The organism is Herbiconiux liukaitaii, assembly GCF_041927495.1.
GTDB lineage: Bacteria > Actinomycetota > Actinomycetes > Actinomycetales > Microbacteriaceae > Herbiconiux > Herbiconiux liukaitaii.
In genome coordinates this window covers 135,801-161,768 of sequence record NZ_JBHFHG010000008.1, presented here as the reverse complement: position 1 = coordinate 161,768, position 25,968 = coordinate 135,801, and the positions used below count along the sequence as shown (strand labels likewise).

22 protein-coding genes are annotated in these 25,968 nt (G+C 69.5%); 13 read left to right on the top strand and 9 right to left on the bottom strand.

The window, feature by feature from the left end:
* Window positions 1–119 precede the first annotated feature (119 nt).
* Window positions 120–851, bottom strand: coding sequence for a signal peptidase I (lepB, locus tag ACEXQC_RS17320; RefSeq protein WP_374825246.1), 732 nt, complete (start codon window positions 849–851; stop codon window positions 120–122).
* A gap of 51 nt (window positions 852–902) precedes the next feature.
* Window positions 903–1,178 (bottom strand): CBU_0592 family membrane protein, encoded by a 276-nt coding sequence (locus tag ACEXQC_RS17315; RefSeq protein ID WP_374825244.1) that lies wholly within the window; start codon window positions 1,176–1,178, stop codon window positions 903–905.
* Between the two features lie 92 nt (window positions 1,179–1,270).
* Between ACEXQC_RS17315 and ACEXQC_RS17310 the strand changes: the two genes are divergently transcribed.
* From ACEXQC_RS17310 to ACEXQC_RS17295, 4 genes are all read left to right on the top strand, one after another.
* The gene (locus ACEXQC_RS17310) at window positions 1,271–2,170 is read left to right on the top strand and encodes a LysR family transcriptional regulator (RefSeq protein ID WP_374825242.1); all 900 of its coding nucleotides are present in this window, start codon (window positions 1,271–1,273) and stop codon (window positions 2,168–2,170) included.
* Between the two features lie 710 nt (window positions 2,171–2,880).
* On the top strand, window positions 2,881–5,451 hold the full coding sequence (locus ACEXQC_RS17305) for a glycosyltransferase family 2 protein (RefSeq protein ID WP_374825240.1): 2,571 nt from the start codon (window positions 2,881–2,883) through the stop codon (window positions 5,449–5,451).
* Window positions 5,448–7,196, top strand: coding sequence for a chitinase (locus ACEXQC_RS17300; RefSeq protein WP_374825238.1), 1,749 nt, complete (start codon window positions 5,448–5,450; stop codon window positions 7,194–7,196). The genes ACEXQC_RS17305 and ACEXQC_RS17300 overlap by 4 nt, the downstream gene beginning before the upstream one ends.
* Window positions 7,197–7,240: 44 nt before the next feature.
* On the top strand, window positions 7,241–9,847 hold the full coding sequence (locus ACEXQC_RS17295; RefSeq protein WP_374825236.1) for an excinuclease ABC subunit UvrA: 2,607 nt from the start codon (window positions 7,241–7,243) through the stop codon (window positions 9,845–9,847).
* Window positions 9,848–9,879: 32 nt separating this feature from the next.
* Here ACEXQC_RS17295 and ACEXQC_RS17290 read toward each other — a convergent pair whose 3' ends face one another.
* Together ACEXQC_RS17290 and ACEXQC_RS17285 are read right to left on the bottom strand one after the other, a co-directional pair.
* Window positions 9,880–11,037 carry a sensor histidine kinase gene (locus ACEXQC_RS17290; protein WP_374825234.1) on the bottom strand — a complete coding sequence of 386 codons (1,158 nt, stop codon included), beginning with the start codon at window positions 11,035–11,037 and terminating at the stop codon, window positions 9,880–9,882.
* Window positions 11,034–11,702: a response regulator transcription factor gene (locus tag ACEXQC_RS17285; RefSeq protein ID WP_374825232.1), complete on the bottom strand. Its 669-nt coding sequence runs from the start codon at window positions 11,700–11,702 to the stop codon at window positions 11,034–11,036. The genes ACEXQC_RS17290 and ACEXQC_RS17285 overlap by 4 nt, the downstream gene beginning before the upstream one ends.
* A gap of 151 nt (window positions 11,703–11,853) precedes the next feature.
* On the opposite strand from ACEXQC_RS17285, the gene ACEXQC_RS17280 reads away from it, so the two are divergent.
* The 5 genes from ACEXQC_RS17280 (at window position 11,854) to ACEXQC_RS17260 (ending at window position 16,146) form a co-directional block, all read left to right on the top strand.
* Window positions 11,854–12,459 carry a M15 family metallopeptidase gene (locus tag ACEXQC_RS17280; protein ID WP_374825231.1) on the top strand — a complete coding sequence of 202 codons (606 nt, stop codon included), beginning with the start codon at window positions 11,854–11,856 and terminating at the stop codon, window positions 12,457–12,459.
* 53 nt (window positions 12,460–12,512) lie between these two features.
* Window positions 12,513–13,037 carry a hypothetical protein gene (locus ACEXQC_RS17275; RefSeq protein ID WP_374825229.1) on the top strand — a complete coding sequence of 175 codons (525 nt, stop codon included), beginning with the start codon at window positions 12,513–12,515 and terminating at the stop codon, window positions 13,035–13,037.
* A complete protein-coding gene (locus ACEXQC_RS17270) occupies window positions 13,034–14,212 on the top strand; it encodes a peptidoglycan-binding protein (protein WP_374825227.1) in 1,179 nt (392 codons plus the stop codon). The genes ACEXQC_RS17275 and ACEXQC_RS17270 overlap by 4 nt, the downstream gene beginning before the upstream one ends.
* A gap of 51 nt (window positions 14,213–14,263) precedes the next feature.
* Window positions 14,264–14,905 (top strand): ABC transporter ATP-binding protein, encoded by a 642-nt coding sequence (locus ACEXQC_RS17265; RefSeq protein ID WP_374825225.1) that lies wholly within the window; start codon window positions 14,264–14,266, stop codon window positions 14,903–14,905.
* Between the two features lie 134 nt (window positions 14,906–15,039).
* Window positions 15,040–16,146: an ABC transporter permease gene (locus tag ACEXQC_RS17260; protein ID WP_374825223.1), complete on the top strand. Its 1,107-nt coding sequence runs from the start codon at window positions 15,040–15,042 to the stop codon at window positions 16,144–16,146.
* 52 nt (window positions 16,147–16,198) lie between these two features.
* Here the strand turns inward: ACEXQC_RS17260 and ACEXQC_RS17255 are convergent, their stop codons facing one another.
* On the bottom strand, window positions 16,199–17,011 hold the full coding sequence (locus ACEXQC_RS17255) for an SDR family NAD(P)-dependent oxidoreductase (RefSeq protein WP_374825221.1): 813 nt from the start codon (window positions 17,009–17,011) through the stop codon (window positions 16,199–16,201).
* Between the two features lie 106 nt (window positions 17,012–17,117).
* Between ACEXQC_RS17255 and ACEXQC_RS17250 the strand changes: the two genes are divergently transcribed.
* Window positions 17,118–17,711, top strand: a complete 594-nt coding sequence (locus tag ACEXQC_RS17250; RefSeq protein WP_374825219.1) for a TetR/AcrR family transcriptional regulator — start codon at window positions 17,118–17,120, stop codon at window positions 17,709–17,711.
* Window positions 17,712–17,911: 200 nt separating this feature from the next.
* Here ACEXQC_RS17250 and ACEXQC_RS17245 read toward each other — a convergent pair whose 3' ends face one another.
* From ACEXQC_RS17245 to ACEXQC_RS17235, 3 genes are all read right to left on the bottom strand, one after another.
* Window positions 17,912–21,016, bottom strand: coding sequence for a family 43 glycosylhydrolase (locus ACEXQC_RS17245; protein ID WP_374825217.1), 3,105 nt, complete (start codon window positions 21,014–21,016; stop codon window positions 17,912–17,914).
* Between the two features lie 397 nt (window positions 21,017–21,413).
* On the bottom strand, window positions 21,414–22,034 hold the full coding sequence (locus tag ACEXQC_RS17240) for a hypothetical protein (RefSeq protein WP_374825215.1): 621 nt from the start codon (window positions 22,032–22,034) through the stop codon (window positions 21,414–21,416).
* Window positions 22,035–22,419: 385 nt separating this feature from the next.
* Window positions 22,420–23,034, bottom strand: coding sequence for a TetR family transcriptional regulator (locus tag ACEXQC_RS17235; RefSeq protein ID WP_374825213.1), 615 nt, complete (start codon window positions 23,032–23,034; stop codon window positions 22,420–22,422).
* Window positions 23,035–23,145: 111 nt separating this feature from the next.
* On the opposite strand from ACEXQC_RS17235, the gene ACEXQC_RS17230 reads away from it, so the two are divergent.
* From ACEXQC_RS17230 to ACEXQC_RS17220, 3 genes are all read left to right on the top strand, one after another.
* The gene (locus tag ACEXQC_RS17230) at window positions 23,146–24,108 is read left to right on the top strand and encodes an aldo/keto reductase (protein ID WP_374825211.1); all 963 of its coding nucleotides are present in this window, start codon (window positions 23,146–23,148) and stop codon (window positions 24,106–24,108) included.
* 157 nt (window positions 24,109–24,265) lie between these two features.
* Window positions 24,266–25,102: an alpha/beta hydrolase fold domain-containing protein gene (locus tag ACEXQC_RS17225; RefSeq protein ID WP_374825209.1), complete on the top strand. Its 837-nt coding sequence runs from the start codon at window positions 24,266–24,268 to the stop codon at window positions 25,100–25,102.
* Between the two features lie 8 nt (window positions 25,103–25,110).
* Window positions 25,111–25,236 (top strand): hypothetical protein, encoded by a 126-nt coding sequence (locus ACEXQC_RS17220; RefSeq protein WP_374825207.1) that lies wholly within the window; start codon window positions 25,111–25,113, stop codon window positions 25,234–25,236.
* Here ACEXQC_RS17220 and ACEXQC_RS17215 read toward each other — a convergent pair.
* Window positions 25,197–25,868: an SDR family NAD(P)-dependent oxidoreductase gene (locus ACEXQC_RS17215; RefSeq protein WP_374825205.1), complete on the bottom strand. Its 672-nt coding sequence runs from the start codon at window positions 25,866–25,868 to the stop codon at window positions 25,197–25,199. The two genes, ACEXQC_RS17220 and ACEXQC_RS17215, sit on opposite strands and share 40 nt — an antisense overlap.
* Window positions 25,869–25,968: the final 100 nt, after the last annotated feature.

The following is a 25,968-nucleotide window of genomic DNA, read 5'->3' as shown; positions in this document are numbered from 1 at the left end:
GATGGGCGCGCAGGCAGACCCACCCCACACCACCCCCACGAGCAACCCCGCGGCCACCCTCATCCAAGGCGCCCCGTCGGCCCCCCCCTGAGGCGCATCACCCCGCCCGGGCGACCCCTTTACTGAGGCGGTGCGGCGGGGTCCGGGACGGCGTCGAAGGTTGGGGCGTGGTTGTCGATCCAGGTCCAGCGGGAGATGGGCCACGTCGTCAGGATCGCCCGGCCGACGACGTCGCTGGTCGGGACGAAGCCCTTGCCGGGGAGCGTGGGGTGGTACCGGGAATCCTCGGAGTTGTTGCGGTTGTCCCCCATCACCCAGAGCGAGTCGGCGGGCACGATGACGTCGAAGGGGATCGCCGACGCCGCCGTGGATCCGTTCGACGTGTCGATGTAGGAGAGCTCGTCGATCGGGACGTCGTTGATCGTGATCTGACCGAGCGGATCGCAGCACACGACGTGGTCCCCGGGTAGGCCGATGACACGCTTGATGAGGTGGTCATTGGCATCGTCGGCCGCCAACCCCACCCCTTGGAGCACCCAGTCGAGCCCCGCCTGGACCGGACTCTTCGGCGCCTCGGCCGTCGGGTCGAGCCACCCTCCCGGGTCCTTGAAGACGACGACGTCGCCCCGCTCGATCGGCATCAGATCCGGTTCGAGCTGGTTCACCAGGATGCGATCGTCGACCTGAAGCGTGTTCTCCATCGACGCCGAAGGGATGAAGAACGACCGCACGAGGAACGTCTTGATGAGCACCGACGCCAGCAGGGCCACCACGACGATGATCACGAGATCCCGCAGGAACAACCACCGCTGCCGCGACCCGCCCGCGCCCCGCTCCGTTGACTCCGACATCCGCCCCCTCCGACCCCCACGGAAGAGGCTAACCACTTCCGGATGAGACTCCTACTCCACTCCACCGCTCGTGGGCCGGGGCCCACCGGACCGCTGCTTGATGCGGAGGAGGCCCACCAGCCCGATGCCGAACCAGACGAGGTTGAGCACCGCGGACGGCCAGGCCGAGGAGTAGGCGGTGTTCACCATGAGGGCGAGGCCGCCGACGAGGTTCATGGCCTGGTAGATCGCTCCGGTGGCGGTGAGCCTGCGCGCAGTCAGCAAGGCATACGCGCCGAGCAGGAGGATCGTGCCGGTCCACCCGACGACTCCGATGATGAGGTCCATGTCGTGCTCCTTAAGTCGATATGGTCGAGACTCGCATTCAGTTGAACTTGTCTGGGAGTTCGAACTTGTGAAGCAGGGGTGAAGGAGTTCTTATGGATCTCGATGTCCGACGACTCATGGCACTGCGGGCGGTCCGCGATGCCGGCGGGGTGCTGGCCGCGGCCGCATCGATGCACATCAGCGCCTCGGCCGTCTCCCAGCAGCTGTCGAAACTCGAGCGCGAAACCGGTCTGCGACTGCTCGACCGATCCACATCGGGTCGAGTGCGACTGACGGTCGCGGGGGTGCGGCTGTGCGAGCGAGCGGATGCGATCGCAGCCGAGCTGCGCACGGCGAGCCGCGAGCTGTCCGAGCTCTCGGAGGTGCGCGATCGAACGGTCACGGTGGCCGCGTTCCCCTCGGTCATCGACACCCTCCTCATCCCCGTGGCGCGTGAACTGAGGCACGCGGACCCGCCGGTGGACCTGCGGATCATCGAGGCGCGAGACGACCTGAACGCGACCCACGCCGCCCTCCGGGCCGGCACTCTCGACCTCGCCATCTTCAAGCACGGGGAGGCGGCACCTCTGCCCGAGGGCATCGTGCAGACGATCATCCGCGACGACCCCTACCGAATCGTCATACCGGCCGGATGGCCCACCCCTACCGCGATGACCGAACTCCTCGACGCACCCTGGGTGGGCCACCCCTCAGGTTCACCAGGGCGAGAACCTCTTGCGCGAATCGAAGCGATCGAACACACCACGCTGCGCTACGACCACGAGTGCACCGAATACTCCGTGGCACTCGCGCTCGTGGAGGCGGGCCTGGCGGCAGCCGTCATCCCCGCACTGGCCATTCCCCGCACCCTCAGCGCGGAGATCACCGTGCTCGAGTTCGGCGACCTCGGATACCGTCGCATCGCAGCCCATCACCAGGCCGGCCGGACAGCGATGGGGATCATGACGCTGCTCGACGCGCTCCGCCGATCCACCGCACATGGAACCACGTGAGAAGTCGGGACACTCCCTCAACGTGACCATCACCACACCCGACGACGAGGAACGGATATCACCCACGGTGCATGACGCCGAAGACGTCACCTTCAACCGCACCCTCTCCTAGGAACGACGGGATGACCAGGGCGAAGCCCCCCCATAGCTCGCTGACAACCGCCTGGCTCCGAGAGCAGGGGGATCAACTCCGAGAGGAACTTGCGGCCCGCAGACGCGAGAGGCTCGGAGGCCGGGTGGTGTGGGGTGGGTCTTCCGGTCGGGTTGTTGGCTCGGGACTGGCGGGCGGCTGCGCAGCAGACGCGGGAGACAACCCGACCAGAAGACCCACCCCGCACCACCCACCACCGGCAACCCCGCGAGCGACGACGCAGGCACCCCAGGGTCGATTCGGTCGGCTCGGGCAGGGCGGTCAGCGTGCGGTCAGGTGTTTCCGATGTGTTTCGCGGGGATTTCGAAGAGTGGAGGAAACGCGCAAAGATTCGCGCAGTTTTGGCTCAGGACTGACGTTCTTTCGACCGCTTCATCGACAGCCGTTGCTAGTTTTCAGGGACCCGAGCGCTGGCAGAGTGCACTACCCACGCACCCATCGCCCACTCGACCCGACCCGCACCATCCGAACCGTCACCCCACGGTCAGACCCCCACCGTTCTCGAACCGCACCCACGGTTCGACGAAGGGCTGTTCGGCGTGCACAGATCCGAGGAACCATGTCGAAGTCGACCCCGGCCCCGAGCGCGCGCAAGCGCCAGTGGGGGTCCGAACGCAATCGAACACCCCTGCCCACCGTGCACACCCGCCCCTCCGACGCGAAGATCCTGTGGGGCCGCATCGCCATCATCGTGACCATCAGCGCCTGGCTGGTGTACCTCGTGACCACGATCATCCGTCAGTTCCTGGAGTACGGGACCGACAACTTCCGGCTCTCCCTCGAGGCCATCTCGTACCTCGTGGTCGTGACCTTCCTGACCTTCTCGGCGCTCATGTACCTCGTGGCGCGCCAGGGCGCACTGCGGCGCTTCCGCGACCACGTGCGCGTGCCCCGCGCCGAGCTCGACCGCCACTTCGGCGATCATGCCTACGGCGGCATGAGCGTGCTCGTGCCCTCCTACGCCGAGGAGCCCGCGGTCGTGCGCAAGACGCTGTGGTCGGCTGCGCTGCAGGAGTACCCCGCGCTGCGGGTTGTGCTGCTGCTCGACGATCCGCCCCAGCCGAAGGATGCGGCGACCGCCGCTCGACTCGAGGCCACGCGCGCCATCGCCCCCGCGATCGCCGAGGCGCTGAGTGCACCGGCCGCACGGTTCGCCGACTCGCTGCTGAGCTTCGAGCACGAGCTGCTCGTGAGCGGAGTCACGCGCACGGATGCCGTGCACCGGCTCGCTCGCGAGTACCGCCATGCGGTCAACTGGCTGCGCACCATGGCGGAGGAAGAGGTGCACGAGGACCACGTCGACACGTTCTTCATCGAGCAGGTGCTCGGTGGCCTCGCCGACGACCTCGCACTCACGGCCGACGCCCTCGAGGCCGCTCTCGCCGCCGAGGCCGAGGCGACCACCGACGACCCCGACTCCGGTGCCGTCATCGCGGCCGAGCGCATGCTCGAGCTGCACCGTCGTCTCGTCTGGATCTTCACCGTCGACACCGCCACGTTCGAGCGCAAGAAGTACGCCTCGCTCTCGCACGAGGCGAACAAGGCGATGAACCTCAACTCGTACATCGGCCTCATGGGTGGGCGCTACCGCGAAGACGTCACACCCGCCGGCGTCATCCTGCGCCCCGTCACGGGTTCGCAGCGCACCGACCTCGTGGTGCCGAACGCCGACTACCTGCTCACGCTCGACGCCGACTCGCTGCTGCTGCGCGACTACTGCCTGCGGCTCGTGCACTTCCTCGAGCAGCCCGACAACGAGCGCGTGGCCGTGACCCAGACCCCGTACTCGTCATTCCGCGGGTCGCCGACCCGCATCGAGCGGCTCGCGGGCGCGACCACCGACATCCAGCACATCCTGCACCAGGGGCTCAGCGAGTACGACGCCACGTTCTGGGTGGGTGCGAACGCGGTGATCCGCATGGAGGCGCTCGACGACATCCTCGAGATCGAGACGATCGGCGGGTTCGAGATTCGCCGGTACGTGCAGGACCGCACCGTGATCGAGGACACCGAGTCGAGCGTGGACCTCGGCCAGCACGGCTGGACGCTCGTGAACTACCCGGAGCGCCTCAGCTACAGCGCCACTCCCCCGGACTTCGGCTCGCTCATCGTGCAGCGGCGACGCTGGGCGAACGGCGGGCTGCTCATCCTGCCCAAGTTCTTCACGCAGATGCGTGCCCGCAAGCGCGCCGGGCGGCCCGTGCGGCTCGCCGAGGCGATGCTGCGCATCAACTACATGGCCTCGATCGCGTGGGCGAGCTTCGGACTCATCTTCCTGCTCGCCTACCCCTACGACAGCAAGCTGCTGAGCCCGCTCGTGCTCGTGGCGGCGCTGCCGTACTTCATCGCCCAGGCCAGCGACCTGCGGGCCTGCGGCTACAAGGGGCTCGACATCCTGCGCATCTACGGCTTCAACCTCATCCTGCTGCCCGTCAACCTCGCGGGTGTGCTCAAGTCGATCGAGCAGTCACTCACGGGCAAGAAGATCCCGTTCGCCCGCACTCCCAAGGTGCGCGACCGCACGGCCGCGCAGCTGCTCTACGTGGTGGCGCCGTTCGCCATCGTCGCCTTCTCCGTGTTCACGGTGTGGCGGAACGTGATGGATCAGAACTGGGGCAACGCGGCGTTCGCCGGGTTCAATGCGGCGACCGCGATGTGGGCGATCTTCGGGAACATCGGGATCCGGGCTTCGCTGGCTGACACCTGGCTCGGGTTGACCGACTGGATGTGGGTCGAGCGGCGTGACTCCGCCTCGCGCGCCGATGCTCGTGCTGTGGCCGCGGGCACCGCTACCGGGGCCGGATCCCTGGCTCCCGCGTTCGACTGGCAGGAGGCGCTGTACAACGGTCACGCCGCTGCCGGCGAGGAGCTGCACGGGCGGAGCGCTCGACGCTCGCGTCGCGGGGCCGGCCGGGTGGGCGCGTCGTCGACGGCGGGGGCTGGATCGGCACGTCGTGGGTCGGATGCGACTGGTCCGGGCGGATCGGCTCGTTCGGGCGGATCGGCTGGCTCGGGCGGATCGGCTGGCTCGGGCGCATCGACTGGCTCGGGCGGATCGACTGGTTCGGGATCGGGTTCCGGTGCGACCGCCTCGCGGGAGTCGGCCTCGAGCGGGAAGGCCGCGGCATGAGCGCGCTGAACCCCTCCCCCGTCGCCGCCCCCGCGGGCCCGCACGCCGGCAAGCGGCTCTCGCCGCTGCGGGTGGCTCTCGGTGTCGTGGTGGTGCTCGCCGTGGTCGCCGCGGGGCTCTTCGGCTTCCGCGTGTTCGTGGTCGATCAGGCCCGCGCCAGCACCCTCGCGCCGTGGTTCGCCTCGTACGTCGACGCCACGGTCACGCCGACATTCGCTTTCGAGACACCGGCGACGGATGCGCAGCGCGACGTCGTGCTGTCGTTCGTGGTGGCCGCATCGGGCCCGCTGAGCGGCAGCCCCGCCGAGCAGAACGGCGCGACCGACACGACCGACGCCGACTCCTCCGACAGCGGCAACGACAGTGACGCCGACACCGACACCGACATCGGCACCGGCACCGGCAGCGGTTCCGACAGCGACAGCGACTCCAGCACCGGCAGCGGCGACTCCGCCTCGTGCACGCCCAGTTGGGGCACCGCCTACTCCCTCGACGGGGCAGCCCAGGCGCTCGACCTCGACCGGCGGATCGCACGCCTGCGCCAGCAGGGCGGAGACGTCATGGTCTCGTTCGGCGGTGCCAACAACTCCGAGCTCGCCACGGCGTGCACGGATCCCGAAGCGCTCAAGGACGCCTACGCATCCGTGATCGACCGCTACGAGCTCTCGACGATCGACCTCGACATCGAGGGCGCCAACCTCACCGATGTGGCCGCCGGCGAGCGCCGCGCCGAGGCCGTGGCCGAGCTCCAGACCGAGCGCCGGGCGGCCGGCGACGACCTCGCCGTGTGGTTGACCCTGCCGATCGGCCCCAGCGGACTGCTCGAGGACGGCACGAACGCGGTGGCGCAGATGCTCGCCGCGGGCGTGGACCTCGCGGGCGTCAACGCCATGACGATGGACTACGGCGTCGACCTCGAGGGCGCCTCCATGGGCAGCACCTCGATCGCCTCGCTCGAGGGACTGCACAGGCAGCTCGATGCGCTCTACTCGCAAGCGGGCATCACGCTCACGGATGCGACGCTCTGGTCGAAGATCGGGGCGACCCCCATGATCGGCCAGAACGACGTGCCCGCCGAGGTGTTCTCCCTCGAGGATGCGCAGACCCTGAGCACCTTCGCGCAGGAGAAGCAGCTCGGCCGGCTGTCGATGTGGTCGCTCAACCGCGACGCCACGTGCGGGCCGAACTACGTCGACACGCGTGTGGTCTCGAACGCGTGCAGCGGTGTGGACCAGGGCGACGAGACCTTCGCGGGTGTGCTCGCGCAGGGCTTCGGCGGCAGCCCGGATGCGGCGGCCGACACGGTCACCACACCCGAGCCCACGACGGCCGTGGTCGACGATCCCGCGACGAGCCCGTATCCGATCTGGTCGGAGTCGGCCGCGTACCTCGCCGGCACCAAGGTGGTGCTGCACGGCAACGTGTACTCGGCGAAGTGGTGGACGAGGGGCGACACCCCCGACGACCCGGTGCTCAACGACTTCGAGACGCCGTGGACCCTCGTGGGGCCCGTGCTGCCTGGCGAGAAGCCCTACGCGCTGCCCTCGCTGCCCGAGGGCACGTTCCCCGACTGGGCGGGCGGCGACACCTACGAGAAGGGCGACCGCGTGCTCTTCGAGGGAACGCCGTACGAGGCCAAGTGGTGGACGCAGGGCGACAGCCCCGCCGCCTCCTCCGCCGACCCCAACGGCTCCCCCTGGACCCCCCTCACCGAGTCCGAGATCGCCGCCGTCGTGGGTTCGTAGACCGACCCGCGGCGGGGTCGGGGGGACCGACATACACTCGACTGATGCCTGAAACCCCGCGTGACGCCCGTGATTCCTTCGTGCGGGTGCGGGGGGCGAACGAGAACAATCTGCGGAACGTCGATGTGGATGTGCCCCGGGATGCGATCGTGGCGTTCACGGGGGTCTCCGGCTCGGGCAAGTCGTCGTTGGCGTTCGGGACCATCTTCACCGAGGCCCAGCGGCGGTATCTCGAGTCGGTCGCGCCCTACGCCAGGCGGTTGATCCAGCAGGGGCACGATCCGCACGTCGAGTCGATCACCGGCTTGCCGCCGGCCGTGGCCCTGCAGCAGCGGCGGGGTGCACCCAGCTCGCGATCCAGCGTCGGCACCGTCACCACGCTCTCGAACACGCTGCGCATGCTGTTCTCGCGGGCCGGCACGTTCCCCGAGGGGTTCACCACGCGGCTCGACTCGGATGCGTTCTCGCCCAACACCTCCGTGGGCGCGTGCCCGGAGTGCCACGGCATCGGCGTGGCGCACACGGTGACCGAGGAGTCGCTCGTACCCGATCCGTCACTGAGCATCCGCGAGGGGGCCATCGCCGCGTGGCCAGGCGCCTGGCAGGCGAAGAACCTGCGCGACATCACGATCGCGCTCGGCTATGACGTGGAGCGGCCGTGGCGTGAGCTCGACCAGGCCGATCGGGACTGGATCCTCTTCACCGACGAGCAGCCCGTCGTGCAGATCACCCCGCAGCGCGACCGTGTGGCGAAGCCGTACAACGGCATGTTCTGGAGCGCGAAGAAGTACGTGTTCCACACCCTCGCCGACTCCAAGAGCCAGATGATGCGCACCAAGGTGCTGCAGTTCGTGCGCTCCGGGCCGTGCCCTCTGTGCCACGGCACGGGGCTGCGTCGTGAAGCGCTCGCGGTCACGTTCGCCGGCCACACGATCGCCGAGCTCAACGCACTGCCTCTCACCGAGCTGGCCGAGGTCATCCGCCCCACGACACAGCTCACGGATGCCGCGCCCGCACTCCCCACCACGCTCTCCGGCGAGCGCACGGATGTGGCCGTCGCCCTCACCACCGACCTGCTCGCGCGCATCGGCGTGCTCACCGACCTCGGGCTCGGGTACCTCGGGCTCGGGCGGGTGACGACCACGCTCTCCCCCGGCGAGATGCAGCGGCTGCGGCTCGCGACGCAGCTGCGGTCGGGGCTCTTCGGTGTCATCTACGTGCTCGACGAGCCGTCGGCGGGGCTGCATCCCGCGGATGCGGAGCCGCTGCTCGAGGTGCTGGAGCAGTTGAAGCTCTCGGGGAACTCCGTGTACGTGGTGGAGCACAACATGGATGTGGTGCGGCGCGCGGACTGGATCGTCGACGTCGGGCCCGGGGCCGGGGAGGGCGGCGGGGAGGTGCTGTACAGCGGGGAGGTCGCGGGGTTGGCCTCCGTCGAAGCCTCGGCGACGCGGCCGTTCCTGTTCCCTTCGTCGAGTGACGCGGGGGCGGCGGATCGGCGTGAGCCGCGCGTGCCGGAGTCATGGCTCACGGTCGAGGGCATCCGCCTGCACAACCTGGTCGACATCTCCGCCTCCATTCCCCTCGGGATGCTGGTGGCCGTCACCGGGGTCTCCGGATCGGGCAAGTCGACGCTCGTGAGCCGGGTGCTGCGGGATGTGGTGCGCGATCACCTGCGCGCGAACGGGGGCAATGGCGATCCCGGGTCTGACGACGACGACGACTCGACGGAAGCGGCGGATGCGACTTCGGGTGCGGGTGGGAGCTCGACGGGAGGCGCCGAGCTCGCCGAGGCGGTCGTGCCCGGTGCGGCCGACACCCTCACGGTGCGTCGGGCGACGGGGCTCGAGCACATCGACCGCATGGTGCGGGTCGACCAGAAGCCGATCGGTCGCACGCCGCGCTCGAACCTCGCCACCTACACGGGCCTCTTCGATGCCGTGCGCACCGCCTTCGCAGGCACGGACCTCGCGCGCTCGCGGAAGTACTCGGCGGGTCGCTTCTCGTTCAACGTCGCCGGCGGTCGCTGCGAGACCTGCCTCGGCGAGGGCTTCGTGTCGGTGGAGCTACTGTTCCTGCCCGGCAGCTACGGGCGGTGCCCCACGTGCGAGGGCGCCAGGTACAACGCCGAGACGCTCGAGGTCACCTACGACGGCAAGACGATCGCCGAGGTGCTCGCGCTCACGGTGGAGGAGGCGGCCGGCTTCCTCTCCTCCATCCCGGCGGCGGCGCGCAGCCTGCAGACCCTGCTCGACGTCGGTCTCGGCTACCTGCGGCTCGGTCAGCCCGCCACGGAGCTCTCGGGTGGTGAGGCGCAGCGCATCAAGCTCGCCACGGAGCTGCAGCGGGTGCGGCGCGGTCACACCCTCTACCTGCTCGACGAGCCGACCACCGGGCTGCATCCCGCCGACGTGCAGCGACTGCTCGCCCAGCTGAACGCGCTCGTGGACTCGGGTGACACGGTCGTGGTGGTGGAGCACGAGATGGACGTGGTGGCGGCCGCCGACTGGGTGATCGACCTGGGCCCCTCCGGCGGAGACGCAGGCGGCCGCATCGTCGCCATGGGCACTCCCTCCGACGTCGCGGCCGACCCGTCCAGCCGCACGGCCCCCTACCTCGCCGCCCGCCTCTCCCGCTCCCCCGGCCGCTGACCGTCGCCGTCCGCACCCCTGCGGCTGGGCTCTCAGTGGGGGGTGGTGGGGAACTCCACCGTGATGAAGAGTCCTCCTCCGGCCCGCGGTGCGATGGTGAGCGAGCCGCCCAGGACCGCTGCGATGCGGTGGACGAGGGCGAGGCCGAGGCCGTAGCCGTGGTCTCCGTGTGCGGTTCGTCCGGCGCCCCGCAGGAACGGTTCCGCGAGGCGCGAGGCCGTCTCGGTGTCGAAGACCCTGCCGGTGCTCTCCACGCGGAGGATGACGGTCTGCAGATGGTCGGTCTCCGTGCGGATGGTCGCCGCGCCAGCCGCGCCAGCCGCGCCGGCAGCGCCCGCAGTGCCGCCCGTGCGGTCGGTCCCGCTGTGCCGGATCGCGTTCTGGACCAGGTTCGTGACGAGCTGGTGCAGCAGAACCGGGTCGCCGACGAGCTCTGCCGGCTGCAGGAGCGGCGTGATCGTCACCGAGCGTCGACCGGCTTCGTCGGCGTTCTCCGCGAGGGTCGTGCGCACGATGCCCGCGAGGTCGACGGGTTCGGCGAGCGCCGTGATCTCGTTCGCATCGGCCAGTCGGAGGAGTGACTCCGTGAGTCCGATGGCTCGATCGTTGGTTATCGTGAGTCTTGCGAGCAGCTCGGGGTAGTTCTGAGCGTGCGGGTTGCGCGAGGCGACGTCGAGCATCGTGGAGGTCACAGCGAGCGGTGTCCGCAGCTCGTGGGAGGCATTGGCGGCGAACCGCTCGTGCGCGTGGAAGGCGTCGCGCAGCTTGTCGAGCATGTCGTCGAAGCTGTCGGCGAGCTGGCGGAACTCATCGTTCCGGCCACTCAGTCGGATGCGGTGCTCCAGGTCGCCGGTCGCGGCGATCTGCGCGGCTTCGTTGATGCGCCGCAGCGGCTTGAGGATCCACCCCGCGAGAAACCACCCGCCCACCATCCCGATCACGGCCAGGCCGAGCAGGGCGAACCCGGAGACACCCACGACGGCTCCGAGGATCTCTCCGCGGGTCGCCACGACGGTTCCGCCGGTGTCCCGGGGGTTCGATGCCGTGAGCGGGTAGTCGGGCACGTAGCGCAGCACCACGTACACGCCGAACAGCAGCACGGCCCCTGCGGCGACCAGGAACACCGCATAGCTGAGAGCGAGGCGGAAGCGCGCCGACACCCGCACGGAGGGCACCGCCCGGTCGGTCACGGGGCCGGCTCCACCAGTCGGTACCCGGATCCCGGAACCGTCGCGATGACATCCGGTGCGCCGAGCGCTTTGCGGAGCGTCGACATCGTCACCCTGGGTGCGCTCGTGAACGGGTCGGCGTTCTCGTCCCAGGCCTTCTCGAGCATCGTCTCCGCGCTCACGACACCGCCGCCGGCCTGCATCAGGAGGTGCAGCACGGCGAACTGTTTGCGGGTCAGCTTGAGGTAGCGACCGACCCGGTACGCCTCCTGCCGGAAGGGGTCGAGACGCAGATCGCCGAACTCGAGCACGGGCGGCGACACCGCGACGGGCCGCCGCGCGAGAGCGTGCAGCCTCGCGATGAGCTCCTCGAGCGCGACCGGCTTCGTGAGGTAGTCGTCGGCGCCGAGCTCGAAGCCGGCCACCTTGTCGTTGAGCCTCCCCGCCGCGGTGAGCATGAGCACTCGCACCGCCGGATGGTCGCGGGCGATGACCGCGCAGACGTGGTCGCCGTGGGCTCCCGGGATGTCGCGATCGAGCACGACCACGTCGTACGAGTTCACGGTGATGCGCTCGAGGGCGTCGTCGCCGTCGAAGGCGACGTCGGCGGCGATCGATTCGTGTCGGAGGCCCGCTTGCAGAGCCTCGGCGAGGAAGACCTCGTCTTCGACGATCAGAACACGCATGGTCGTTCCTCCCGGTCGTGTGATGACCCTCAGTGTAGGCAGCCGCCCTGTTGCGGAAATGTTGCGGAATCGCGCAACGCCACGGCAACACCCGCACTGGTGAGGTTGGTCCCACGCCGCCGGTCACTCCGGCAGACGCCGAAAGGACACCATGCCTCACCACACTCCGAAGCCACTCGGATCACGCGCCGCACTCGCCGCCCTCGTGCTCATCTCGACGGCGGCCCTCGGCCTCTCGGCCTGTTCCAGCGCATTCGGCGAGACAAATCGGCCCGACAGCACCGCCGACCTCGCGTCGTCCTCCGAGACCTCGGTCGCGTCCGCTGCCGACGGGTACATCTCCGATGCCGAACCCGTGTCGATCTTCGACGAGAGCCTGCCGGCCATCGCCAACCTCGACCCCGAGCTGCGCGAAGCAGTCCGAGGTGCCGCCGACGCCGCCGCCGACGACGGGCAGGAGCTCGTGATCACCTCGGGGTGGAGGAGCGCTGCGTACCAGCAGGTGCTCCTCGACCGGGCGACCGCCGACTACGGCAGCTACGAGGAGGCCCGCAAGTGGGTCAGCACGCCGGAGCTCTCGGCCCACGTCACCGGAGAAGCGGTCGACATCGGGCCCCTCGACGCCCAGTTCTGGCTCATGGAGCACGGGGCCGAGTTCGGGCTCTGCCAGACCTTCGCCAACGAACGCTGGCACTTCGAGCTCGCGACCGAGCCAGGCGGCACCTGCCCGATGCAACGATCCGACGCCGCCGGATGACCCGACCCGGCCGGACGACCACCTACCACCCACCCCGACTCCAAGGAGACATCATGAACACCCTCACCAGCCCGCGCCCCAGCACCCCGACCCGCACACGACGCACCTGGCGCGTCACCCTTCTGGCAGCTCCCGCGCTGCTGCTCGCCCTCACCGGATGCGTGGCAGGCGGATCCTCCGACGCCGCATCGAGCCCAGGCAGCGCCGAGGGCACCGGGAGCGCCGAGCAGCCGATGACCGAAGCGGAGTTCTCCGCCGCCCGCGACGCGTACGACCGCAAGCTCGCGGAATGCCTGCGCGACCAGGGCCTGGACGTGAAGGATCCGCAACCGGGTGAAGGGATCACGGAGGACAGCCCCGAGATCCGCGCCGCGTACCCCGCCTGCGCCGCCGAGATCGGTGACCCACCCTCGTCGGCAGGGATCGAGATCTCCCCCGAGGACCTCGACAAGCTGCTGGAGCAGGCGGAGTGCCTCCGGAAGGCGGGCTACGACATCCAGGAACCGACGACCACCGACCCCGGTTTCATCCCCGCAGAGGTCTCCGAAGAGGACTTCGAGACGTGCCGCGTCGCGTGAGCACCCAACCGAAGACCGCAGCTGCACACCAGTCGCTCGTGCGGGCATCCGTCACCCCGTCGAACAGGCCTCGCCGACCACGACGCACGATCGTGGTCGCCGCTCTCGGCATCGTGGCGGTCGCCGCCGTGGCCGCCGCTCTGCTCGTGCGCGGAACCGCCTCCGACGAGCAGTCGACCGCACCGGCCGCTTCGACGATGTCGACGGTCCCCGTGACCACGGGCGACATGGTCTCCGCCACCAACGCCCGCGGGACTCTGCACTTCTCGAACGAGAACCCCCTGCCGGCCGGCCCGAGCGGCATCGTCACCGCGCTGCCGGATGCAGGCTCCGTCATCGCCCCAGGCGGGGTGCTCTACGAGATCGATGACCGCCCGGTCCTGCTCCTCCGCGGATCGGTGCCCGCGTGGCGTTCCTTCGAGATCGGGATGTCGGACGGCGACGACGTGCTCCAGCTCGAGCAGAACCTGACCGCGCTGGGGGTGCCGTTCTCCGGGGATGTCGACACGACCTTCACGGCAGCGACCGCGACCGCGATCAGCTCCTGGCAGAAGGGTCTGGGAGTGGAACGGACCGGCGCCCTCGACCGCACCGCGATCCTGTTCACCGACCACGACCTCCGCGTCGCCCGTCCCACCGCTCCGCTCGGCGCAGCGGTGGTCGCCGGCGCGGAGCTCTACCGGGTCTCCGCGACCGACAAGGTCGTCGACATCGACCTCCGACTGGCGGATCAGCTGCTCGCGGTGATCGGCACCCAGGTGGGGATCACCCTGCCCGACGGCACGGCCACCACCGGATCGATCGCGTCCGTGGGCGACCCGCTCGAGCGCACAGCCGCTGACGGCGCCACGTCGGATACCCCCGATGCAGCGGCCGCCGCCTTCGTGGTGCCGGTGACGATCGCGCTCACGGACCAGACCGCCGTCGCCGCGTTCCCCCGGGCGAGCGTGACGGTGCAGTTCTCCAGCACCCTCGCCGAGAGCGTGCTGACCGTGCCGGTCGAAGCCCTCGTCGCCACCGGCGCGGACAGCTTCGCGGTGGAGACACCGGACGGAGCGGATGAGGAGCCCGTGCGCTCGATCCCTGTGACCGTGGGGGCGTTCGCCTCGGGACGGGTGCAGATCTCGGGAGACGGCATCCGGGAGGGGCTCAACGTCGTGGTGCCGGAATCGTGACCGCCGTCATCCGGCTCGACGACGTGACCCGCACCTACGGGTCACCCCCCCGTGCACGCACTGGCGGGCGTCGATCTCGTGGTGGACCACGGGGAGTTCGTCGCCATCGTCGGGCCGAGCGGCTCGGGCAAATCCACCCTGTTGAACGTCATCGGAACGCTCGACCGGCCCAGTTCCGGCGAGGCGTACATCGACGGGGCGAACGTGAAGACCCTGTCGGACTCGGCCCTCTCGGCACTCCGAGCTCACCGGATCGGCTTCGTGTTCCAGCAGTTCCACCTCCGCGACGGCGTCACGGCTCTGGACAATGTCGCCGACGGCCTGCTCTACACCGGGGTCCCCCGTCGAGAACGCCGCATCCGAGCGCACGACGCCCTCGACCGGGTAGGACTCGGGCACCGGCTCGACCACGCACCGGGCGAGCTCTCGGGAGGGGAACGCCAACGCGTCGCCATCGCCCGTGCCGTGGTGGGCGACCCGCCGCTGCTGCTGGCGGACGAGCCCACCGGCAACCTCGATTCGGTCTCCGGCGAGAGCATCGTGCAGCTCCTGCGCGAGCTCAACGACGACGGCACGACGATCGTCGTCATCACCCACGATGCGGGACTGGCCGAACGCCTCCCTCGGAGGGTCTCCATCACCGACGGCCGGATCGTCACCGACTCCGCCATCCAGAGAGGGCTCACGCCATGACCGTCGATCGCAGACACGAGAAGAAAGGTGCCGGATCCGCGCCACCGCCACCGCCACCGCCACGCTCGCGACTTCGCGCGGGGGATCTCGCCTATGTCGGGTCCACCGGGCTGCGCGCACGACCGGCGCGTGCCGTGCTCTCCGCCCTCGGTGTCGCCATCGGGATCGCCGCCATGGTCGCGGTGGTCGGGATCTCCTCATCGAGCCGTGAGCGACTCGACTCCCAGCTCGAGCAGCTGGGAACGAACCTGCTGACGGTGTCGGTGGCGGAGCCCTCCGGGTCGATCCCTCCTCTCCCCCTCCCTCCTGACGCCTCGGCCAGGGCGGAACGCATCACCGGCGTGACGGGTGCGGCGGCCACCGCCGATCTCCCGGCCGTGCACGTCTACCGCAACTCGCTCGTGGACGGGGGGCGCACCGGCGGGTTGATCGTCACCGCGAGCGAACTCGATCTCCCGTCGATCGTGGGCATCGAACTCGACGAGGGGCGATGGTTGAGCCCCGCCACAGCTGCACTGCCCGCCACCGTGCTCGGTGCCACCGCTGCCGAACGCCTCGGCGTGCGGGAGGCCGGCGCCCAGGTGTGGCTCGACGGGCGGAACACCACCGTGGTCGGCATCCTGAAGCCTGTCCCGCTGGCGCCGGAGCTCGACATCTCCGCGCTCGTGGGCATGCCGATCGCCCAGGCCGAGTACGACCACACCGGCAACCCCACCCGCCTCTACGAGCGCTCGGACGATGAGGATGTGCTCGCGATCCGGGAACTCCTGCCACCCTCCGTCCAACCCGCCTCACCCTCGGACGTCGTGGTGTCCAGACCGTCCGATGCGCTCACCGCCCGCGCCGCCGTCGACGAGGTCTTCACCGGGCTCCTGCTCGCGCTCGGCTCGATCTCGTTGCTCGTCGGCGGCATCGGTGTGGCCAACACGATGATCATCTCCGTGCTCGAGCGCCGACGCGAGATCGGCCTCCGGCGGGCGATCGGCGCCACCCGGCGCCACATCCGGCTGCAGTTCCTGGCCGAAGCCGTTCTCCTCTCGGCGCTGGGCGGGCTCGTTGGAGCCGGTCTCGGCGCATCCGTGAGTGCCGCCATCGCCATCGCACAGGGATGGGTGCCTGTGATCCCCGGCTGGGTCCTGGTCGGTGGCGTCATCGCCACCATCGCGATCGGCGCTCTCGCTGGACTCTATCCAGCGGTCCGCGCCGCGCGCACTCCTCCCTCCGTCGCACTGAGCTCCTAGCGATGCCCAGAGACAGAGGCAGAGGCAGAGGCAGGGGCAGAAGTGGAGCGGACTAGGTGCGGGTGCGGCGCGCGGGGTCGGTGAGGCGGTGCATCAGGGTGGCGGCGTGGCGCCTGCTCATGATGCGGCCGATGTTCGCGCCGATCCGGTTGGAGGGGCCGTCGATCACGCTCGGGCCCGGGTCGCGCCGCTCGAGGTGGGCGAGCGCGGTGGCGACGACGTCGTCGGGTGTGCGCATCCTGGCTCCTGCGGTGGCGTCGTCGGTGCCGACCACGGTGTTGAACTCGGTGCTCGTGGCGCCGGGTGAGAGCGCGAAGACGGTGACTCCGGATGCTCGGGTCTCGGCCCAGAGCGCCTCGGTGAAGCTCAGGACGAACGCCTTCGCCGCTCCGTAGACGGCCATGCGAGGGGTGGGTGTGTACGCGGCCATGCTGGCGACATTGATGAGGAATCCCCTGCCCGCCTCGATCATGTCGGGGAGGAACACCGAGCTGATCTGCACGGGCGCGCTGATGTCGACGGCGATCTCCTGGCCGAGCCGCTCGGGATCCTCGTCCACGAAATCACCGAAGGTGCCGAAGCCGGCGTTGTTGATCACGCCCGTGATCCGGAGCCCTGTCGCGGCCACCGCGGCCGAGAGCTCGGCACCCACCGACGGCGATCCGAGATCCTGGGTGACGGCGGTGACGGCCACCCCGTGCGCCTGCCGGAGTTCGGTGGCGAGTGCGTCGAGGCGATCCCGACGTCGGGCGACCAGCACCAGGTCGGCCCCTCGAGCGGCCAGCGCGCGGGCGAAGGCCGCGCCGATGCCTGAGGACGCTCCGGTGATGAGCACGGTGTGTGTCGGGTAGTCCACTGCGGGCATGAGCTGCTCCAGGAGTCGAGGGGTTGGGGGCGCGATCTGCATCCGGTGGAAATGTATGCCTAGGTGGCACTCAGTGTCAAGCAGGCATTTAGGCTACGATCGTGGGATGAGCACCGAGTCGACGTTGTGGCAGCGGTCGCGTCAAGCGGCGTATGCGGAGATCACGAGTGTGGCGATGCGGCTGTTCCTGGAGCAGGGGTTCGAGCAGACGACGATCGATCAGATCGCCTCGACGGCGGGCATCTCGCGCCGCTCGTTCTTCCGCTACTTCGGCACCAAGGAGGACATCGTTCTGGGCGACCTCGCGAGCCAGGGCGAGCTCATGCGTGTTGCGCTCGAGCGGGTGCCCTCGACGGTGGGGCCCTGGGATGCGCTCCGGCAGGCCCTGCAGACAATCGAGGCGCTGGATGTCGAGCCAGGGGTCACGCTGAAGATCGCGACGATGATGTACGAGACGCCGTCGCTGCGGGCCCGCAGCATCGAGAAGCACCTGCACTGGCAGTCGCTGCTTGTGCCCGACATCCGGGGGCGCCTCGGGCTCGCCGACGACGACACGACGGATCCGGCCCCCGCCGCGATCGTCGCCGGCGCGATCGCCTGCCTCGACGTGGCCGGCGAACTCTGGGTGCGCGGAGGCGGCACGGCCGACCTCCCGACCCTCTACGACAGAGCAGTAGCAGCCCTCCGCGCCAGCCCCTGAACCCCGACCTCACCTCGAGGTGAGCGGTGAGCGGTGAGCGGTGCGCGTCGGGGGTGGGGGTGGCGGCGGCGGTCATGGCGGCTCGGAGACCCAAGTCGACGCCCGCGGGCACAAAAGGATCGGCCGGCCCACCTCCGCGCCGTGGCGAAGAGATGGACCGGCCGATCAGTGGTGCGTGCCGCCCTCAGGCGGGATGCGCGCTAGTCGGTGTGAGCCGCCTTGCGCACACCTCCTCGGCGGGTGCGGAACAGCAGCCAGAAGCCGGAGCCGAGCGCGAGCGCTCCGAGCCAGACCGCGGCGGTGATCGCGTCACCGTCGGTTCCTGTCTGCGCCAGCGAACCGCTGCCGCCTCCTGCGCCCGCACCAGGGCCCGGGTTGCTGCCGGTGCCCGGGCCGCTGCCGTCACCCTGGCCACCACCCGTTCCCGGCCCGTTGTCGACATTCGCCGCCAGAACGGTGATCGGCAGTCGCGTGAGCTCCGTCTCACCGTCGCGGAGCACGATGAAGTGCGCTCCGGGCACGGTGTCGGCGGGGATCACCACGGTGCTCTCCAGTCGTCCGTCCACGACCTCTGCCGTGGCGAGAGCGCGGTACTCGCTCTCGATGCCGATCTCGACCTCGGTCGCCTCGACACCGCGTGCGGTGACGGTGACCGATTCGCCGGCCTTGAGCTCGGTGCGGGACAGCTCAGCGGAGAACTCCTCGCCCTCGCCGGGTTCCTCACCGGGCTCTTCGTCAGCACCGGCGAACGCCCAGTTGTCGACCTCCAACAGGTCGGCCTCGGGGTCGGCTCCTTCGGGTCCGGCGAAGACGAAGAACACGTCGTGCTCCCCGGTCGCGCCGGTCACGTCGGCCGAGACGGTCGTCCACTCGCCGACGGTCCCGTCGACGGGGATCTCCGCCACGACGGCGCCGTCCACGTCATCGAGACGCACCTGGATGCTGCCCCCCGCGACGAGCGGCTTCACAGAAGCCGACACCGTCTCGGCGCCCGCGCCGAAGTCGACGCCGGAGATGCCGGAGAAGTCGCCGTCGTCCACGGCCGAGAGCACCATGTTGCCGCTCGCGTTGTGCTCGGGGAACTCGACCGAAGCCGCCTCCGTCACAGCCGTGCTGATGCCGAGCTGCCACGCGAGCGTCTCCGCCTCGAAGGTGCGGTACGGGTCGAAGCTCTCGACCTGGTCCACGCCGGCGCGGGTTCCGACGATCGGCTTGATGGTGCCGTCGTCGTTGAACTCGAGCTCGTCGATGTGCACCGAACGGTAGCCCTGGGTCGCCCCGGGGGTTCCGAGCGCTTCCGCCCAGGCCGCTCCTCGTGTCTGGGCGTGGTAGGTGAAGTACGTGCCGCCCTTGTAGTTGAACATGTCGGAGTGGTTGTTGCCGCCGTTGCCCGCTCCGAAGAACTGGCTCTGGTTCTGGAAGGCGACTCCCGCGTACTTCGATGCCGACAGGTCCATCGGGTCATCGGTCATCATGTACGCGATCGCACCGCGCGAGGGGTACTCGCCCGGCACTTCGTTCACCTGGAAGTTCGACGAGTACGAGTAGTAGTACTTGTCGCCGCGCTTGAACATGGTCGAGGCCTCGAACATGCCGGGGGCGTCGATCTCCACGGGGTCGCCGTCGAGGGTGACCATGTCGTCCTTCAGCTTGACCACGCGGGTCGACTTCGGGTTCTGCGGCCCCTGCACGTTCGGCGCGGTGCCGATCTGCGAGTTGCCACCGAAGTACATGTAGGCCTGGCCGTCGTCGTCGATGAACACCTCGGGGTCGAAGAGCCACATACCGGCGGGGAATCCGCCGCCTTCGATGTACTCCTCGGACACGGTGTCGGGGATGATCTTCTCGCCCAGCGGGTCGTCCCACGGGCCGAGCGGAGAACCGCCCACGACCACGGCCGTTCCGGTTCCGCTGTCGCAGAAGTAGAGGTAGACCTTGCCGTCCTTCTCGATCGCGGCCGGAGCCCACGAGTTGCGGGCCCACGGTGCCGCCCCACCCTCTCGGGCGATCGGCACGGATCCGTGATCGACCCAGTTGACCATGTCGCTCGTCGACATGACGTTGAGCTGGGTGATGCCGCCGTAGCCGTTCGACTGCGTCGGCAGGCCGTTCTCGTCCTTGCTGTTCAGGTCGTACTGCTGCGTGTCGTCGGTCGAGTAGATGTAGAGACGGTCGTTGTAGACGAGGTGGTGCGGGTCGGCACCGAACTCGTGGCCGACGAGCGGGTTGTGGTCACCGATCGGCTTCGTCTGCACGTCTTCGAGGCTCGTGAACTCCGGCTCGGCCGGTGCATCCGCGATCTTTACGAGCGACAGGTCGTCGACGAGGAAGTCCTGCAGCGCGTCGGTGCCCCAGGGCGTCTCGATGAAGAACCACGACGCACCCACGTGGCGGGCCTCGGCGGTGAACTCCTGCGAGAACGTGCCCCACTCACCCTGCGTGAACGTGTTGCCGGTGTCGATGCACCCGTTGAAGTTCGAGGGGCAGAACGTGAAGTTGAACTGCTGGGTGGCGTTGCCCTCCTCGTACTTGAGCGACCCGGTCATGCGGTAGGACGCACCGAGCTCCATGGCGCCTTCGACATCGGCGAACGGCCCCGACTGGGTGTTCTCCCGCGCGGAGACCTGCAGGGAGTGCGCACCGCTCGCGGCGTCGTCGGAGAGCGCCAGCTCGCCACCTCGGGTGTTGGTCCACCCGGTGGTGTCGGAGACGAATCGGCCGTCGGGGAGGAGGTTGCCGGGCACCGCGGGCGGCTCGACCACGGCGGAGGCGTCGCCCTCCGTGGTGAGGGCCACGTCGTCGATGACGAAGCTCTGGATCTCGGTGTTCCAGGGGGTCTCGACGAACATGATGTCGTAGTTGTCGGCGAGCGGTGTGAACGACTGCTCGATCGTGGACCACGCCCCTGCGGTAGCCGTGGTGGAGGCCACGACGTCGCAGCGGCTCCGGGTCGACGTGCAGAGCACGACGTTGAAGAGCTGGGTGGCACGGCCGGTGTCGAACTTGAGCGAGAGACTCAGGTCGTACGACTGCTCGGTGCTCAGCAGGCCCGTGACGGTCGCGGTGGGCCCGGACTGGAAGGTCGAGCGCTCGCTGATGGCGAGGGATTTCGTGCCCGTCTTGGCATCCGCGCTCTCGGAGAGCGTGCCGCCGAGGGGGGCCGTCCATCCGTCGATACCGGCCTCGAAGGTCCCGTTGGTGATGATGGCCGTGGGGGCGTCGGGCTCGGCGGGGGCTGCTGCGGCCGCGCCGGCCGCGGTCACCGTCGACGCGACGAGCGCTGCTGCGCCCAGGAGTGCGGCCACGCGCGAGACGGGCCTTCCCCGCCGATCGCCGACCGGTGTTCTCTGATGTGTCACTTCGTTGTCTCCTCTGGGGGGGGGTGACCCGTTCGAGGGCGCGCAGGCACGACGACGGCACCGCTCTGCGGTGGGATGCCTCGAACCGTCGACCTCGGACGGGAGTGCAGATGGGATGACCGACTTCTGTCGGCCGTGGATCCTCGTGGGGTGCGGGTGGGACTTCTAGTGGGCTGCTGCCACCGAACAACGCATACGTTCTCCTCTTTGAGACGTTCAGGCCGGATGACGAATGGCCTGGAACTAAGCGGTCACTATCACTACCCTCTGAACGTACCTGGGAATGTGATCGATCACAATGGGGCTGCCGCGTGAACTCCGAACGACACGCCGACGACCCGGCTCAGGGCCAGTCGCCCGGCCAGGAGCACGCACAGTACCCCACCCGACTCCCGCCCCGCGCGGCGAGAACCGCGGTCACCCGGGAACGCGTGTCGATCCATCCCGGGAGGTCGACGTCGAGGTAGCCGGCCACGGTGAGGAGGTCTGCGTACCGCGCGGGGATGTCCAACGACCAGATCCGATGGTGATGACCGATCCTGTTGCGGAAGGCCCGGAGCCCGGCGATCGGGTCGTGCACCGTCGATTGCCGGCGGTCGGGGCTGCCTGGGAAGGCGGCGACGAGGTCTGGCCAGAGGAACCGCTGGCGGCTCGAGACCATCTGGTGCCAGAACCCGAAGGAGATCTCGGAGATGATCTGACCTGGATCGACGGGTTGCCGGTTGGTCCGGACGCGGCGGATCGCCGTGGCGATGTCCTCGTAGGGGTACTTGTGCCTGTTCGGCCCGCGGCCGTCTCGACCGAGCTCACGCGCATCGTCGAAGATCCAGTGACCGGGTCGGCCCTTGGCTGCGTGCATCTGGGTCATCCGGTTGTCGAGCGCATTGCGCAGGGCGACCTCGAGGTAGGCCAGCGATTCCCAGAACGCAGCCGAGATCTCGGTGTTCCAGTCGTAGAGGAGCATGGCTCGCGACCGATCGCCGCCTCACTCCGAGGCGTAGTGGCGGAGCCGGCGCTCCGCGAAGTGCCGTTCGTAGAACGCCCAGTCCGACGCGTTGACCACTCGCGGCATCCCCTCTAGGCTTGGCGGGAACACCCCGGATCCGTCCCTGTAGTCCTCCTCGGAGGACCGATCACACGGCCGGGGTTCTGCTTTTGACGGGCCTCAGTCTAGAGGATCGCTCACGTTTGTCGGGGGCGGTGGGGTGGCCTGGCGGGCTGCGAGGGTGCTGGCTCGGGCGAGGATGTCGAGTTGGGCCTCGTCGTAGAGCTCGGTGACGGTCGCCGCGAACGCCTACTGCGTCGCCCGGAGGCTCTGCGAGAGGTGGCCGGCCGGCGCCGCCGGAACCTCAGGGAATCAGGGTGGCGGGCTTGAGGAGGAGGAAGGCCTCGTCGAGGAGGGCGCGGGAGGTCGTGGCGCCGTCGCGGTGCACCCATTCGGCCGAGGAGACGTCGAGGCAGGTGAGGGCGCAGAGAGTGACGGCCCGTGCGCGGTAGTGCCGGTCGGCCTCGGGCCCGTCGAGGGCGTCGGCGACCAGGGGCTCGAGCACGGTCAGCCAGGCCAGGTGCTTCTCGGTGTTGCGAGCGCGCAGGGAGGGCGTGCGGATCATCACCCGCATCGCCCGGAGCCCCCACTCCGGATCCGCCTCGACGGTCTCGGTGACCGCCTCGAAGCCCCACCGCAGGGCCTCCCACACGGGCATCGACGCCAGGCCCTCCGCGAGACGCCGGCGAACGGGCTCCCCATAGACCATGGGGTCGCCGAGCACAACGTCCTCCTTCGAGGCGAAGTATCGGAAGAAGCTTCGGGGAGAGATGCCCACAGCAGTCGCGATCTGGTCGACGGTGGTCTCGTCGAACCCCTGTTCGTCGAACATCACGAGGGCGACCGCCGCGATCTGCTCCCGGACGGCATCCCGCGTGCGCTGACGCAACCCGCTTCCCGATGTCGAACGTTCACTCACATCCTGAGCATACAGCGCACGTTGTGACAGTGACTGTCATGCAAGGCATAGACTGCACATTGGATGCATCGATCACCGATCGCAACCACCGCCACGACAGAAAGGGAACTCATGCAGACGCGCACTCTCGGCCAGCAGGGCCTCAGCACCTCCGCAATCGGCTACGGCTCGATGGGCATCTCGCTCGCCTACGGGCCCGGCGACGAGCAAGCGGGCATCGCCGCCATCCAGAAGGCCCACGACCTGGGCGTGACGTTCTTCGACACCGCCGAGCTCTACGGCTGGGGCGCGAACGAGGAGATCGTGGGTCGGGCCGTCAAGCCATTCCGCCACGAGATCGTGATCGCCACGAAGTTCGGCTTCACCCCCGACTACGGCTTCGACAGCCGTCCGGAGCACATCCGCGAGGTCGTGGAGAAGAGCCTCCAGCGCCTCGGCGTGGACCAGATCGACGTGCTCTACCAGCACCGCGTCGACCCGGAGGTGCCCATCGAGGACGTCGCGGGGACCGTCAAGGAGTTCATCGATGCCGGAACGGTGAAGTACTTCGGCCTCAGCGAGGCAGGCCCGGAGACCATCCGCCGCGCCCACGCCGTGCAGCCCGTCTCAGTGCTCCAGACCGAGTACTCGCTCTTCGAGCGAGAGGTCGAGGTGCTCTTCCCGGTGCTGACCGAGCTCGGCATCGGCTTCGTGCCCTACTCGCCGCTCGGCCGCGGCTTCCTCACCGGCAGCGCCAAGCCGGCCGCCGAGTACGACGAGACCGACATGCGCCGCGGCGACGCCCGCTGGCAGCCCGGCAACTACGAGAAGAACCTCGAGGCGACCCGCCAGCTCACCGAACTCGCCTCCTCGAAGGGCGCCACGGTGGCGCAGCTCGCCCTCGCGTGGCTGCTCGCGCAGGGAGAGCACATCGTGCCGATCCCCGGCACCCGCAGCGCCGCCCGCGTGGAGGAGAACGTCGGCGCCGCCGACCTCACCCTCACCGAGGCGGATCTCGCCCGCATCCTCGAGATCCTCCCCGAGGGCGGCTTCGGCTCCCGCTACCCCGAGGGCATGAACCCCGACTGGAAGTAGAGCCCCCACCCCGCACGGGCGCGGGTGCCGCAGCAGGCGCCCGCGCCCGGTGGTGGCCGACCCCGGGGCCCCGTCACACGCCCGAAACGACGCGTTGTTACGGTGTCGGGAGCGTGATCCGGGGCCGTTCCGGAGCGGAGACGAGGGGACCGGGCGGATGAGCGTCGTCGTGGAGCGGGACATCGTGTACGCCACGGAGGGAGGGGTCGAGCTCGGGCTCGACCTCTACCGGCCCGACATGGAGGGCCCCGTGCCCGTCGTGGTGTTCGTGCACGGCGGCGCGTGGAGGAAGGGCGACAAGGCGCTCGGCTCCGACACCCGGTTCCCTCGGTTCGCCGGGCACGGGATCGCCGTCGCCTCCATCAACTACCGCCTGCTCGACCAGGCGCTGTTCCCGGCCGCTCTGCACGACGTGAAGGGCGCCATCCGGTGGCTGCGCGCCCACGGTGCCGAGCTCGGGCTCGCGACCGAGCGGATCGGGTTGTGGGGCGCCACCTCCGGCGCGCACCTGGCGTCGCTCGCCGCCCTCACCCAGAACGATCCGGAGTGGGAGGGGACGACGGGCGGCCCGCCCGAGACGTCGAGCGCCGTGCAGGCCGTGGTGCACTGGTTCGGGCCGGTCGACCTCGTGAACGGCGCGCATCGCTCCTGGCTGGAGGAGATCCTGCTGGAGCCGCCCATCGAACCACCGCTCTTCGGAGCGGAGACCATCGACGGGGTCGTCGACCTCGCCCGCACCGCGAGCCCGCTCTTCAGGGTCTCAGCAGACGCGCCGCCGTTCCTCATCTCGCACGGCGACCGCGACCGGGTGCTGCCCCGCTCCGAGAGCGAGGCGTTCCACGATGCGCTCTCGCGGGCGGGGGCGCAGTCGTCGCTCCTGATCGTGGCAGGGGCGGGCCACGAGGACCACGCCTTCGACTCCCCCGCCAACCTCGCCCTCGTAGCCGCCTTCTTCACCGCCCACCTCACGCCGGCGCTCCCGCCATCCTCCTGAGCGCAGCCATGTCCATCCGGAGCGGGGCGCCGAGACGGGCCGACTCCGACGGCTACGGCTACGGCTACGGCTACGGCTACGGCTACGGCTACGGCTACGAGATAACGAGTTCCGCGGCGCTCCGCTCGGCATGAAGATCCCAGTACGCGGCGGCGATCTCATCCGGAGTCTTGAAGGGATACCCCTCGGCGGGCGCTGCCTCACCGATGGACACACCGATGGCGACGTGGGCGACGTGCACGCCCGAGCCCACCAGCTGTCCGTGCAGGTTGAGGGCCCAGTTGCGTGTGGCGGCCTGGGCCGTGTTGAGGGTGCCGAAGAAGGGGACGGGGTGGATCGACCCGCTGCCCGCGGTGAAGACGATCGTGCCGTGGCCGGCATCGACCATCGCCGGGAGCACGGCCTGTACGGCGGCGACCGCGCCCAGGAGCATGGTGTCGAGCACGGGGCGGAGGTTCTCGACCGTGACGTCGGTGGGGCTGACCATCGAGCCCGGCCCCGCCGCGTAGGGCGAGAACTCCAGCACGTCGACGCTGCCGAAGTGGGCCCTGGCCTGGGCGAGGGCGTCGGCGAGCGCGGCGTGGTCGCTGGTGTCGGCGACGAACCCCGCGGCGGGGATGCCGTGAGAGGTGAGCTCGGCGACGAGGGCGTCGAGCTTCGCGGGGTTCCTGGCGATGAGTGCGGCGCTGTAGCCGTGGCGGCCGAACGTCGTGGCGAGGGAGAGGCCCAGTCCGGGGCCCGCTCCGATGATGGCGATGGTGGGCATGATGACGCTCCTTCGGGGTTACTGTTTGTTAGCAGCCCCATCATCAGTCATCGGGGGACGGCCTACAAAAGGCACATGGGTGTGCCTGCCCGGGAGGAGC

Bases quoted from the DNA above. Each gene is read 5' to 3' on its own strand.
- ACEXQC_RS17250 (WP_374825219.1), top strand. From the start codon at position 17,118: ATGAGCACCGAGTCGACGTTGTGGCAGCGGTCGCGTCAAGCGGCGTAT.
- ACEXQC_RS17315 (WP_374825244.1), bottom strand. From the start codon at position 1,178: ATGGACCTCATCATCGGAGTCGTCGGGTGGACCGGCACGATCCTCCTG.
- ACEXQC_RS17300 (WP_374825238.1), top strand. From the start codon at position 5,448: ATGAGCGCGCTGAACCCCTCCCCCGTCGCCGCCCCCGCGGGCCCGCAC.
- ACEXQC_RS17220 (WP_374825207.1), top strand. From the start codon at position 25,111: ATGTCCATCCGGAGCGGGGCGCCGAGACGGGCCGACTCCGACGGCTAC.
- lepB (WP_374825246.1), bottom strand. From the start codon at position 851: ATGTCGGAGTCAACGGAGCGGGGCGCGGGCGGGTCGCGGCAGCGGTGG.
- ACEXQC_RS17310 (WP_374825242.1), top strand. From the start codon at position 1,271: ATGGATCTCGATGTCCGACGACTCATGGCACTGCGGGCGGTCCGCGAT.
- ACEXQC_RS17305 (WP_374825240.1), top strand. From the start codon at position 2,881: ATGTCGAAGTCGACCCCGGCCCCGAGCGCGCGCAAGCGCCAGTGGGGG.
- ACEXQC_RS17275 (WP_374825229.1), top strand. From the start codon at position 12,513: ATGAACACCCTCACCAGCCCGCGCCCCAGCACCCCGACCCGCACACGA.
- ACEXQC_RS17215 (WP_374825205.1), bottom strand. From the start codon at position 25,868: ATGCCCACCATCGCCATCATCGGAGCGGGCCCCGGACTGGGCCTCTCC.
- ACEXQC_RS17230 (WP_374825211.1), top strand. From the start codon at position 23,146: ATGCAGACGCGCACTCTCGGCCAGCAGGGCCTCAGCACCTCCGCAATC.
- ACEXQC_RS17255 (WP_374825221.1), bottom strand. From the start codon at position 17,011: ATGCCCGCAGTGGACTACCCGACACACACCGTGCTCATCACCGGAGCG.
- ACEXQC_RS17295 (WP_374825236.1), top strand. From the start codon at position 7,241: ATGCCTGAAACCCCGCGTGACGCCCGTGATTCCTTCGTGCGGGTGCGG.
- ACEXQC_RS17285 (WP_374825232.1), bottom strand. From the start codon at position 11,702: ATGCGTGTTCTGATCGTCGAAGACGAGGTCTTCCTCGCCGAGGCTCTG.
- ACEXQC_RS17280 (WP_374825231.1), top strand. From the start codon at position 11,854: ATGCCTCACCACACTCCGAAGCCACTCGGATCACGCGCCGCACTCGCC.
- ACEXQC_RS17225 (WP_374825209.1), top strand. From the start codon at position 24,266: ATGAGCGTCGTCGTGGAGCGGGACATCGTGTACGCCACGGAGGGAGGG.
- ACEXQC_RS17240 (WP_374825215.1), bottom strand. From the start codon at position 22,034: ATGCTCCTCTACGACTGGAACACCGAGATCTCGGCTGCGTTCTGGGAA.